Below are 12370 nucleotides of genomic sequence, written 5' to 3' on the forward strand. Positions count from 1 at the left end.
CCTCGTTGCTACTATCTCTCTATGCCAACCCCGCTCGAGAGAACGCTTATCGTGCTGCCCGCATTCAACGAGGAAGAGTCGGTGCGAAAGGTCGTTCTCGAGGTCTTTGCGAAACTTCCCGGAGTCACCTGCTTGGTAGTAAATGACGGTTCGAGGGATGCGACCATCGCTGAGGCTGTGTGCGCCGGTGCTTTGGTCGCGCGGCTGCCATTCAACCTGGGAGTCGGCGGCGCGATGCGAGTCGGATTCCGATACGCACTCGATCACGGATTCGATAATGTCGTGCAGGTCGACTCCGACGGGCAGCACGATCCTGCTGGCGTTGTTGCACTGGTTGCCGCCCTCGATTCGGCAGATCTCGTACTCGGTGCACGGTTTGCCGGCGAGGGAGACTACTCCGTGAGTGGGCCACGCAAATGGGCGATGGTGCTGCTCTCCAGCTTCCTGAGTCGCACCGCCCATACCAGGCTCACCGACACTACTTCCGGATTTCGTGCAAGCGGACCGCGTGCTGTTCGTCTTTTCGCCGAGCACTACCCGGCCGAATATCTCGGCGACACCATTGAATCGCTGGTTATCGCTGCACGCGCGAAATGCGTGATTGTGCAGGTACCGGTAGCAATGAGACCCCGCGCCGGCGGTGTTCCCTCCCACCATCCGATCAAGGCCGCCGCTTACCTCGGCAGGGCGTGTCTGGCGCTAGTTTTCGCGCTGATGCGCCCGCCCGTCACGCTCGCCGAGATCACGGAGTCCGCATGACGATCGCGTCGTATATTTTTGGTGTTCTTTCGGCGCTGCTCACCCTCGGGGTGGTGATAGAAATGCTTCGCAGGCGCCGCCTGCGCGAGCGCCACGCCGTGTGGTGGCTCGTGGCCGGTACGCTCGCCCTCATCATCGGCGTCTTTCCGACAACACTCATCTGGGCGGCGAATTTGGTCGGCGTCGCGATACCGCTCAACCTCGTATTTTTCGTCAGTCTCGCGGTGCTATTTCTCGTCTGCATTCAGCACAGCACAGAACTTACTGCCCTTGAGGCGAAGACACAGGCACTCGCCGAGACCGCTGCTCTCCAGGAGCTTCGCATCGAGGCTCTCGAAGTGCAGATCAGGCAGTCGCACTCGGATTCTTGACCGAGTGAAGTGCGCGCCCTCGCCTGGACTCGAGCGCGAGGTAGCCGCCATGCACAGCCAGACCAGCAATTGGGCCAGCGAAGAGCGCGATGATCGTGCGAGTGGTGAAGTCCAACGGCAACATGAGGCTCATGATTGTGGCGGTAGCCCCGGCAAGCCAACCCAGCGTGTAAACGAAGTGTGCAGTCCGTGACAGCACGGCCGGCGCAGCGATGCAGAGTGCCGCCACCAGCGCGGATGACAGTACGAGCGCTCCGAGAAACATTCCATCCGGGCGCGCATTAGCGGGGAAAAGAAACCCGAAGACGGCAGGCCCGATAAGCCATGCGAGCGCGGCGAGCACAATACCGGCGGCGGCAACGAGGGCCTCAAGGCGCAGGAACGTTCGCCAGAAGTGGTGCACATTGTCCCGGAACGAGATGATGAAGTAGCTCTGCAACGATTGGGCAATGACAATGAGAGGCGCCCTCGCAAGAGTTGTCGCGAGGATGACCAGCCCGAAAGTCGCCTTGGGCACTCCTCGGGATGATAGGCCGAGCAGGAAGGGCAACCCACTCACCATAATTCCAGTCGATGCGGCAGCGAGTATCGTCCGCGCGACGTTCCAGAGGATCGCGCGGTACCCAACATCCAGCTGGGTCTTTCCGACAACGGAATTTCGGATGAAAGGCCACAGCACGACGAGGGTGAGAGGAAACGGGACAGCGACGGCCCACGCGAGCGCGACAATGCTCGATGTCACCGAAAGAACAATCGATACTCCCAGTAGGCGCAGCAAAGCGTCGACACTGATCATGAGCGCAAGTGGAACCCATTTCGCAATGCCATAGAACGAGCCGGCAAGCACCGCAACCATGACAAACGACGCCGTACCGAACGCGAAGGGCCAGACAAGATTCCAGCCATCGGCGGGAAAGGCCGCGTGCACCCAGAGCGGGGCGGTGGCAACGACGACAACGAACACAGCCGCGCCAAAGACGAGCCCGAAGTTTCGGGCACGACTTGCATGCTGGGACGATTCGGCTGTCGCTGCAGTGGTGCCGCGAGTCACCTCCTGCTGGATTCCCGTCAGGCTCCCAATGACGAAATAGAGGAAAGACCAAAAGACAGCGAAGGTTGCGTAACCTACGAGTCCGATCTGATGAGGAACGAGCCAGGTCACCACGTAGGCTGCTACGCCCGAGATTGCCGTCGCAATGAGAATGAGCGTTACCCCGGATACGCACCGCGGCCTCGCCACGTCAGCCTCCCGGACGGGATGTCGACGGCAGTGCCGCATAAATAAGCGGTGGCTGCGCATGAACGGGAGCGTGTGCAAGCGGAAGGGGAACACGCCCCCGCGGGAGGGCACCAGCCCGGTGGAACAGCTCTGCCACACGATCCCCCTCTGTGCCTGTCGTCATACCCGCTCTGCTGAGCACGAGCATTACTTTACCTCCGGGTGCACTATTGGGGCGTCCAGAGTTCGTTCACGCCGGCTGGATGAGGTCTCTCACGACATCCGCACTTCCGCGACTGAATCGTGTGTAGCGCCCCTTTGAAAGTTCCCGAAGAATGGGCCGAATTCGTGCGGCACGGCGGTTCGGCAGGCCGGCTCGGACGGCTTGATGCTCGGCTTTCTGACCGGCCTGGACCACTGCCTCGGCCATGACACGACCATTCAACCCAGTCAGCCGATCTCGAAGGACAGTGGATCTCACAAGCAGGTATTCGTAGCGGTCCCCTCTTGGCTCCACTAATTTTGCGAACCTTCCTTTGAGGCTCAATTTGACCGCACCGATTTGGTTCATCCCGTGCTGACGGTAATCAATGAGTGGATCTGCCAGCGTGCCGATTCCCCCACCGACAAGCGTGGCCGCGATGATGGCGAGCCATTCGTCGTGCAGCCACGGCTCGGGGATGGGAGTCGCGTTGGCGAGGAGGTTCCGTCGAATCATCGTCGTCGCTCCGGTCACTAAATTGCGTCGAAGCAGAGCCCGAAAAAAAATAGGAGACCTCGGGTCGTTGCGCTCTCGCGGGGAGAGTCCGAGAGCATCAAAGAGGGTCAGCCCAAGGCTCTGGCCGGCAGCATCTACCAGGGCGGCGTTCGCATTGACCATGCATAGGCTCGGATCATTTTGGAGGGCGCTCACACCGCGAGCCAGACGATCCTGATGCCAGATATCGTCCTGGTCGCAGAGGGCGATAAATTCACCGGTACAGGCGAGAAGCGCCTGCTCGAAGTTGCGCGTCACACCAAGACTGACCGAATTGAGCAGCAACGTGACTTTAATCCCTGATCGCTCGGGCAGAGCTTCTATGAAGGTCCGAATGATGCTGCGGGTGTCGTCTGTCGAGGCATCGTCCGAGATCACTATTTCATCGGGCTCAACCGTTTGGATCGCGATGGAGTGCAACTGGTCGACAAGGAAAGCGGCTCCGTTGTGCGTGCAGAGCGCGACGGAGATCCGAGCATTCACGACGCCGAACGGGTGAGTCGATTTCTCACCTTTCTGAGAACCATTCGCGGTCCACCCGATTTGAGATAAAAATAAACGAGCTCAAGATCGTGTCGAACGCCGGACTTCTTCACCCGAGTTCGCGTCCGCTCGTGAATCTGTCCATGGGGGGTGAACTGCGGGTGGTCGCTTGCATGTCTCGCGTGAGAAACAAAATCGACAAGGGGAGCGAGCGTCTTCTCCCAGTAGAACTCTGAGCGCACGCGTCGAATGTTCTTCTTCGACAGAGCGATCAGTTTCTCATCGAACAGGATTCTTTCAAGAGCGCGGGACAGACCGGCAACATCTTCTGGATCAACAACGAGCCCCAGCTTCTCAGTGGCAATCATTTCGGCGAAATGATCTCCCGCACTGACGACCATAGGCAGCTCGGCCCAGAGGTAGTCGAGGATGCGAGTGCGAAATGAGAAGGTGGTTTCGATGTGCGAATAGTGAGTGCTCACCCCGGCATCCGCTTCAGTGAGGTAATTCTGCCTGTCGGCGTAGTCGACCCATGAAGAGTTGAAAAAGACGCTCGAATCGAGCACACCCAATTCGGCCGCGAGCGCGCGCGACTCTGCCACAATCGCCATCTCGGGAACACCGGGATGCGGGTGCTTCGTTCCCTGAAAAAACAGCCGAACATTGTCATGGGTTTTAGCCAGATCGGCCACCGCACGAATCAGTGTCTTCGGATCGAACCAGTTATACAGGCCACCTCCCCACAGGAGCACCTTGTCGTTTCGTCCAATCCCGGTCTGCACGCCCTTGAGTACATCGCGCTGGTGAGTGGGCGGATCTGAGGAAAGACCGAATGGAGCCACGCCGATCAGTCCGTCGAGGTCGGGGTCACCTTCGTAGGTTGACGGGTTGATCCGCCCAAGTGACGCAAGTTGCCCGAGCCAGAACATGCGCTGGCGTTCCGATGCGCTGAGAAAAAAGTCGCCCCGAACCATCTGTTCGTTGAGCACATTGGTCGCGTCCGAGACCTGTCGCGACCACTCTTCGCGCGGAAGTTCGCGGCCCTGCTCGAGTTGTTCCAGGTGCATCGGATCGTAGATGTCGACCACCAATATTTTCGACGTCGTTTTGAGCGAATCGAAGACCGCCATCGCGTGACCCTGGAAAACAATCACGTCGGCCCACTTCTCCCACTGGGAGAAGGCTCGATCGTCTCCGGCGCCCACGTGCACGAGGTCGAATGGCGCATCCATCTCTTCGACTCCCGTGAAAGAGAGCAGGGTAACTGAGTTTTCCCGGGAAAGCAGCTCGGCCATATTCCACGCTCGGATGGCTGGACCCGCGAGCTTTTGGCCGATGGGATCGCCGGTGATTATGAGCACCCGCGTCGAGATCGGGGGCTCCGACACATCGAAAGCCGTGACAATGTTGTCGTAGCCCCTGAGGTAGGAGTCATCCTGATAAACGGGTGCGTCAGCCACCCCGAATAGCCGCCAGATGCGAGTTTCCGAAACTTTTCGACGGGATTGCACTTCGTTTCGCGACACGCGCAGGCTCGGCAGCTGTTCGACGAACTGATCGATTCCGAAGAGAGAGGCAGCAGTCGTCTTCGGGAGTTCGATCGTATTCTCGTTGTCGTCCGAGCCACGACGCAGATCGAAGGCCTGCGTATCGACGTGGCCTTTGGTGACGTTCCGGCGCACTGACAGCATCATTGCCGCCGGCAATGCCTGGCCGATGTGCTCTTCCCCGATGTTCTTGAAGAGTGTGAAAAGCGCATTCCGCTCGAGGAGATATGTCTCTTTGAACGAGCCGAAGCCCTCCATCGACGCGTGATGCTTGTGGTACGCAAGTGATGCCGGCTCGTATACGAATCGCCACCCCGCAAGATTAAGTCTCCATCCGAGGTCTACGTCCTCGAAGAACATGAAGTATCGCTCATCGAATCCGCCGAGTTCGTCATACACCGACCGACGAATGAACATCGCTGAGCCTGTACCGAAGAGCACGTCGCGCGCGTACTCGGGTCCCTGAGGGGGCTCTTCGGTAGTAAAAGGCTTGTAGCCCATGCCATACCAGGTCATCGCCGACCCGATGTAGTCGACGAGAACGCCGTCCCAGTCGAGAACCCGACTCGCAACGGCCCCAATGTTCGGCGATTCACCGAATCGATTGATCGCGGCGCGGATCCAGCCATCATCAGGTTTGGCGTCATTGTTCAGGAGCGCGATGAACTCGCCGCTTGACGCGGCAACCCCGAGATTGCACCCGCCAGCAAATCCCTCGTTTGTTTTGGAAATGACGAGTTTCACGTGTGGAGCGGACGCGCGAATGAGCTCGGCGCTATTGTCAGCCGAGCCGTTTTCGACGACAACTATCTCGATTCGATCTTTCGGCCAATCGATATTTCCGAGATAAGCGATTGCATCAAGAGTGTCGGGAGTACCGCGAAAGTTGATGAGGACAACCGAGACCAGGCCCAAGCGAACGTCAGACATCACGTCCTTCCAGTGCGCGTGTAAGAGAATATTCTAGCAATTGGGTGCGTCTTGGTCGGGTAACTGGTCGATGCTACGCACGCGGCTGTGGCCCGGTCGCCAGAGTGTTCTTACGAGCACTAGCGTCGCGCGCAATGGAGCGGTGAATCGCCAACTTGCACTCCCATAGGCAGCAGCTAGTTGCGCCGAGATACCCCGTTGACCCGAGAATTGTTCCAAATCAGACGCTCCCCCAGCCGGCACAATCATCGGGGCAGCATCGATCTTCTCCTTCACTCGAGTCATATCGCGCTCCCATACCGATTGATCGTGCAGCGAATAGGAATCCCGACCAGAGCTCCATCGTCGATAGATAGCCGTCACTACGGGCAAGTCAACAACTCCAAGCACTCGCGCCGCGCGGAGGGCCAGGTCCCAATCCTCGCAGACCGTCAGTGATTCGTCTGCGCCGCCAAATATGTCGAAGAATCTTCGCGGGAAAGCGAATGCCATGAAGGGGGTCATATTTACACGCAAATGATCCGCCAAGTTGAATACCAAGGGGTATGGGGTGCTCAGTTCGGACTCATTTCGGTATCCCTCAAGGCCTTCTGGCCACAGCATGGTCGTGACCCCCTGAACCCCTGCAGATGTGCGGATGACCCTCCGAGGATGCTGCTCCGCGGTGTTGAGAAAACTTTCGACCCAAGAGCTGAACACCAGATCATCGTCATCAAGGAAGGAGATCATCGTGCCGGTCGAGGCTGCAATCCCAATGTTGAGCGGATGAGATCGGGTTCCTCCGGAGGCTGGCAGGATTCGAGTGCGTAGCCTCAGCCAGCTCGGTTGATCGTCCAAAATTAGCGCGGCGTGTTCGAGGCTTCCGTCGTGGACGATCAGCTTGAGCTCGAACCGTCTATCCGTCTGTGCCGCCAGACAGAGCAGCACTTCGCGAAGTGCCTCCGGCCGGAGGACCTGCGTCCTCATCACGATTGACAGAAGGGGAGCATTCGCCGACGTCAGAGCGCTTGCGACATTCTGTCGCGCTTCGGCGAGCTCGGCAGCATTCAATATATCCTCGAGAAGAGAACCCGTACCGGGGCGAGCGCTCATCTTATCCAGAAGCACTTCCGACGCCCGGGGAGCATTTGATGGGCTGAACACCATCGCCTGAGGACAGTGCACTGGAATTAGATCGTCCGGCCACGTACTGGTTGATTTAGTCGCACCTGGTTCATGAGTGATTTCATTTCGACCAGCGCCCGTATTCTCAGCCGGATGGCGCGAAAGCAGGATGCAGCGCCCCCCGTTCTCAAGCATTTCAACGAGAGTCAAACCATATTCCGTCGACGGATCGAGCGGGACCCGACGTGCGTCCACTGCTCTGACGCCCATCGCTAGCGAACGTGCCATCCGAAGGATCGTACTCGCGAGGATGACAGTGTCTGGCTCGAGCACGAGTGTGAGATCCTCAACCCCTCGCTCGAAAAGGAAACGGTGACTTTCCCAGCAAGAATCGTCTGGCTCGAGGGGCGTGTAGGAAAAAGATCCTCCGACCGCGCGTGCGCGTAGATCAAGTTGGCCGATAGTCCGCGCATCGAGCGGCGAATTTCGGGAGGAATCGCCGACGGAAATTCTCCAGCCCTTGATAATCTCGGCGGAACTTCCAAGTGCATCGAGAACCGAATCGAACCACCTGTCAAAAAGGAGCGGCACCGAATCGCCGACAACCGCCTGAACTACTATCGACGACCTTAACGCTCCACCCACCCTGGCCACCTCCGCGTCACGAGTACCGCACTCAAATGGATGTCATAGCGACGGGATTCGCTCGTCGCCTGTCGTCAAAACGGTGAGCCAGTTTCAACGCCGCATCCCCGAGCCATTAAGGCTGGGAGCGTTGGCCCGCCAGTTTGTACAAAGGTAGCTCATGCGTCATCGAGTCAAGGAACACACCCAGCAGACAAAAGCGCAATGAATTCCCCGCGAGGCCAGACCAGTATCGTGCAGCCTCACGTCACAGACTTCGTCCCCTGGCTTCGATTGAGAGGAGCCGTTCGTTCGATGTGGCAGAACTTTTGGGAGTGAGCAGGCAGGTTTCTCCCGTCGATCGAATGGGGAGCGGGTGCATCAGTTCTCTTTGACCTTCGGCCTCGCCTAGGCTGACCCCTTGTGAAGTGGTTTGTTCTTGTCTTAGGCGTCTTACTGAACGCCAGCGCCAGCATCCTCATTAAGGTGAGTTCGATGCCGCCGCGCAAGCTACCTTCCTTCACGACTCCGGTATCGTCGTGGGTGGGTAATTGGCCTCTCTGGGTTGGAGTGATGACTTATGGGCTCGCATTTCTCGTCTACGTGCACGCTTTGAGCCTCTTTCCGGCAACTGTGGCACATCCAGTCATCACTGCAGGCGCGATCGCTATCGTCGCAACCGTTGCTGGCCTCGCTCTGGGAGAATCACTAAGCGCCCTCACCATTGCCGGAATCCTCGTCGTCATGGGCGGAGTACTCATGATTGCTTTTGGTTCACTACGTTAGGCCTATAGACCACATGTCGATCGCGCCCCAATCTCGAAAACAGTCTGTACTCGTCAAAGCCTTCCCGCTCGCAATGTGGGGTATTCTCGCTTTCTTTTTTGGCGTCTTCATTTTCGTGCTTATCTCGCTGGTGAATCTGCCGATCCGGCTGATCTTCCCGGTCCAGTCGACTGTGTTCCGTGACATTGTCTGGCTGTCCGGCGCACCCATCGTTCTCGGCACGCTCCTGATTCTCGCTGACTTCGCACTGTTTTATCGGGCGCGGCGCCACGGCCACGAGCTCTCCCATTCATACGTTGATCGCTCTGCCGTAACTGTGGTTCTCACGGCATATAACGACGAGCCAAGCATCGCCGACGCGGTGAGAGACTTTCTCTCCAATCCGCTTACCAAACGGGTCGTCGTCGTCGACAACAACAGCGCTGACGGGACGTCGCAGGCCGCTCTCGAAGCGGGCGCGATCGTGGTCACGGAGCTAAGGTCCGGCTACGGTTATTGCGTTCACCGTGCCCTGACAGAGGGAGCCAAGTATCAGGACACTTCGCTCGTAGCTTTGTGCGAAGGCGATATGACCTTTCGATCATCCGACCTCGAGAAACTGCTCGCCTACATCCCCCACGGTGATGTGGTCAATGGAACTCGCATCGTCGAGCAGCTGCGCGAAAAGGTCACACAACTGACGACCTTCATGTTTTGGGGCAACTTCGTAGGGGGAAAGCTGCTGGAGTTCAAACACCTAGGTCGCGGCACCGTGACTGATCTAGGCACTACCTACAAGCTCTGCCGGTCATCCTTCCTTCGAGACCACCTGAGGGACTACGACCCCCGTGTGAACCTCGAATTCAACGCTCACTTCCTGGACACCACCATCAAGAACGGTTTCAAACTGGTCGAGGCACCCATCACCTTCTATGCCCGTGTCGGGGAGTCGAAGGGCGGGAACGTCTCCAATTCCCGGGCCACACGCGTCGGACTGAAAATGCTCGTTGGGCTGCTTTTCTCCTGGAAGTTGATTCGAACAAAGGACCTGGCGTGAGCAACTCGGAATCCTGGCGTGCCTACTTCGACAGCCGTCTGACCTACGACGAGAAGCGAGTGGTCCTCTGGTCGGCGCTCTGGGATTTCGCGCTCAGCAAGGTCATGAATGACTCCGCCTCGATCGTCGAACTCGGGGCCGGGTGGTGCGACTTCATCAATAGTGCGACCTCGGCACGTCGAATAGCGGTGGATGTCTGGCCGGGAGTCGTGGGCGCTGCCGCCCCGGGAGTCGAGGCCCACGTCGGGTCGGCCCTGGAACTCGGCTTCCTCGAAGACGCGAGCATCGACGCAGTGTTCGCCTCCAACTTGGTCGAACATCTGACACACGAGCAGTGCGATGTTCTAGTGAAAGAGGTCTACCGAATCCTCGTGCCGGGTGGCAAGCTCGTGCTGATCCAGCCCAATTTCCGCCTCTCCTACAAGCGATATTTCGACGACTTCACTCATGTGAGCATGTGGAGCGAGGTCTCTCTTGCGGACTATCTCTCATCGCGAGGATGGCAGATCGATCGCGCCCAGGCGCGATTCATGCCCTTTTCCATAAAAAATCGACTTCCCGTCTCCCGGTTCCTGATTCGTTGCTATCTGGCTTCTCCCCTCAAGCCGCTGGCGGGACAGATGCTGGTTGTCGCACGTAAAGGAACGAGCGAATAATGGCAAACACGGCATCTCTTCCCCAGCAACGTCTTATGCCGCCGGAGAGGGAGACTCACCACTGGTATCTGAAGGCGCACCTCGGTCCATTGCGCGGCGGAGCACTGTGGGGCAGCCTCGCGGTGATCCTCGCCTTCTTGGTGATCAGCGTGCCTCAGTGGGGTCAGCCCTACGTGATCGATGAGGCCGTTTTCCCGTACGTCGCTGATGGCATTGTGAAGAATGGGGCGCCGTTCTTCTACAACGGCGAATTCAGGCCTCACGATCTCGGACTCTGGCATCCTCCGCTTTATGACTATCTACTCGCCGGCCAGGTGCGGATTTGGGGTATGTCCCCGTATGCCGTTCGCTCATTCGGGGCAATCTGCGTCATCGCGTCGTTCTTCATCGCGACCCTCGCCCTCAGGCGGATCGCGCCCCAGCTGAAGCAGTACGGGTACGTCGTCATGGCTGCGCTCTTCCTGCTCAACCCCCTGGTTATCAGCGATGCGCTGGTACCCGACATCGACGGAACCCTCGGACTTTTCGTGGTCACGCTATCGATCTGGCTGTCTACGGTGGTCGCCCAGGTGGCTCTCTCCCGGCGGCTGATTCTCGGGCTCTTCGGGTTTGCAGTGCTCGCGGTGTCGACCAAGTTCACCATCGCCGCCATCGTGGCCCTGATCATCGCCTGCTCCGCGCTCATCGCGACACAGCAACGCTGGATCAAGTTGCTGTGGGTAGTCATCGCCTTCGCAGCAGGGACAGCCGTTTCCCTCGGCCTGCTCTTCGCCCTTGGCGCCATCCTCAAATTTGATGCCTATGCGCCATTCGAGTACCTGTTTGGGTCGCTCGGAAGCAGGGCACCGGGACGATCTGGAATCATAGGAACGTTCGAAACCCTCGTCGTGGGTCCCGGGTCGAATGTGGTCTGGATCGGACCGGCACTCGTGTTGTCTGCTGTCGCGGCAATTCTCATCCTGCTCGTAGTCAAACCTGCGGCGGTCAGCCGGTCCCTCGCTGGGCTGCTCGTGGTTTCAAGTCTGCTGATTATCGTTGCGTATTCGTACATCTCCGGAAGCCCCTTCGGCTTCCCCAAATACACCGCAGTGGTCGTGCCTGGCCTCGCCCTCGTCACCACGCTGATTGTGACCCTTCTTCCGAACCCGTTCGCCGTGAAGAGCTCGCGGACGAGGGCCACCACCAAGGTGCTGTCGATTGCCTATTCCGCGATACTGGTGGCCGGAACGGTGGGCATCTTCATGATCAGCCACCGTATCGAGCGCACTGATCCGCGCTCTGTGAGTGAGTTATTGATCCTCGCAATCGCCACTTTCCTTTGCGTTGTCATCGCCACTACAGTCTTCACGATGCTCCTTCCAATTGCTAAGGCGAAGCAGGGGATGCGTCGGCACAGGAACGCTGTCTTGGTCAGCCTCCTCGCCGCGGCAGTGCTGACGCCGGCAATGGTTCAGACGAGCTCCTCCTTGGTGAACCTCACCTCTCCGTTCTCGACTCGGTATTACTACGGCGAACGGGGCATGAGCGAGTTCCTCGCCCGGGCGACCAAGATCATCCCGCGCGGGGTCTCGATCATCTCGCCAAAGGATGTCGGTCTGCAGCTCCACCGACCGTTCTTCGAAGACGCCGGCCTGCTGTCCCTATCGCCCTCGAAACTCCGCACACAGGTGCAGACAATTGCTGCACCATACTTGGTGACTCGGTCTCTCTGGGACTATTCAGAACCCGTGTACCCCACGCAGTTCGAAGTTCTCCGCGAATTCTACGTCCCGGTCGTCTCGCCAAGTGCAACATCGAACTTCACGCTGTGGAAGCTGAAGTAAGGTCCGTCTGAGGTTTATCGGATGCCCCGCTTCCGAGATCAGTTGATTGTTCCAACTGGTGTTCCGTTGGTCACAGTGACCTTGCCGCCTTGGAAGGCCTGGACGTAGTTACCGGTCGTCGGGTTGGCGGATGGCTTGGTAGTGGGGAATCCGAAAACATCGTATTCCCGGCCGTACCAGCCCCACGTCTGGAGAACAGAGGTCGGAACCGCGAACACCCCCACCGGAGACTGCACAATCCAGCCATTCTGGAACGCCTGATAACACGCACCGTC

11 protein-coding genes are annotated in these 12370 nt (G+C 58.5%); 6 read left to right on the forward strand and 5 right to left on the reverse strand.

Annotated elements, in window-relative coordinates; translation table 11 throughout:
- Nucleotides 1-21 precede the first annotated feature (21 nt).
- Nucleotides 22-759, forward strand: coding sequence for a glycosyltransferase family 2 protein (locus tag RCH11_RS13190; RefSeq protein WP_327057474.1), 738 nt, complete (start codon nt 22-24; stop codon nt 757-759).
- Nucleotides 756-1130: a DUF2304 domain-containing protein gene (locus tag RCH11_RS13195; protein WP_327057475.1), complete on the forward strand. Its 375-nt coding sequence runs from the start codon at nt 756-758 to the stop codon at nt 1128-1130. Before RCH11_RS13190 ends, RCH11_RS13195 begins: the two co-directional genes overlap by 4 nt.
- Here RCH11_RS13195 and RCH11_RS13200 read toward each other — a convergent pair.
- The 4 genes from RCH11_RS13200 to RCH11_RS13215 form a co-directional block, all read right to left on the reverse strand.
- Complete coding sequence (locus RCH11_RS13200; protein ID WP_327057476.1) at nt 1105-2370, reverse strand: hypothetical protein; 1266 nt, start codon at nt 2368-2370, stop codon at nt 1105-1107. The genes RCH11_RS13195 and RCH11_RS13200 overlap by 26 nt on opposite strands.
- Before the next feature lie 229 nt (nt 2371-2599).
- The gene (locus RCH11_RS13205) at nt 2600-3589 is read right to left on the reverse strand and encodes a glycosyltransferase family 2 protein (protein WP_327057477.1); all 990 of its coding nucleotides are present in this window, start codon (nt 3587-3589) and stop codon (nt 2600-2602) included.
- Entirely contained in the window at nt 3586-6066 is a 2481-nt protein-coding gene (locus RCH11_RS13210; protein ID WP_327057478.1) for a glycosyltransferase, read from the reverse strand. The genes RCH11_RS13205 and RCH11_RS13210 overlap by 4 nt, the downstream gene beginning before the upstream one ends.
- Nucleotides 6067-6099: 33 nt before the next feature.
- On the reverse strand, nt 6100-7380 hold the full coding sequence (locus tag RCH11_RS13215) for a glycosyltransferase family 2 protein (protein WP_327057479.1): 1281 nt from the start codon (nt 7378-7380) through the stop codon (nt 6100-6102).
- A gap of 909 nt (nt 7381-8289) precedes the next feature.
- Here RCH11_RS13215 and RCH11_RS13220 point away from each other — a divergent pair.
- Genes RCH11_RS13220 through RCH11_RS13235 form a run of 4 tightly spaced genes read left to right on the forward strand, consistent with a single transcriptional unit; the run spans nt 8290 to nt 12095 of the window.
- Nucleotides 8290-8580, forward strand: coding sequence for a hypothetical protein (locus RCH11_RS13220; protein WP_327057480.1), 291 nt, complete (start codon nt 8290-8292; stop codon nt 8578-8580).
- Nucleotides 8581-8593: 13 nt separating this feature from the next.
- Nucleotides 8594-9616 carry a glycosyltransferase gene (locus RCH11_RS13225; protein WP_327057481.1) on the forward strand — a complete coding sequence of 341 codons (1023 nt, stop codon included), beginning with the start codon at nt 8594-8596 and terminating at the stop codon, nt 9614-9616.
- Nucleotides 9613-10272: a class I SAM-dependent methyltransferase gene (locus RCH11_RS13230; RefSeq protein WP_327057482.1), complete on the forward strand. Its 660-nt coding sequence runs from the start codon at nt 9613-9615 to the stop codon at nt 10270-10272. Before RCH11_RS13225 ends, RCH11_RS13230 begins: the two co-directional genes overlap by 4 nt.
- Nucleotides 10272-12095, forward strand: a complete 1824-nt coding sequence (locus tag RCH11_RS13235; RefSeq protein ID WP_327057483.1) for an ArnT family glycosyltransferase — start codon at nt 10272-10274, stop codon at nt 12093-12095. Before RCH11_RS13230 ends, RCH11_RS13235 begins: the two co-directional genes overlap by 1 nt.
- Nucleotides 12096-12133: 38 nt before the next feature.
- Here the strand turns inward: RCH11_RS13235 and RCH11_RS13240 are convergent.
- Nucleotides 12134-12370 (reverse strand): LGFP repeat-containing protein (locus tag RCH11_RS13240; RefSeq protein WP_442789048.1); only part of this gene is annotated, 237 nt, incomplete at its 5' end.

It is taken from the genome of Glaciihabitans sp. GrIS 2.15 (assembly GCF_035984695.1).
GTDB lineage: Bacteria > Actinomycetota > Actinomycetes > Actinomycetales > Microbacteriaceae > Lacisediminihabitans.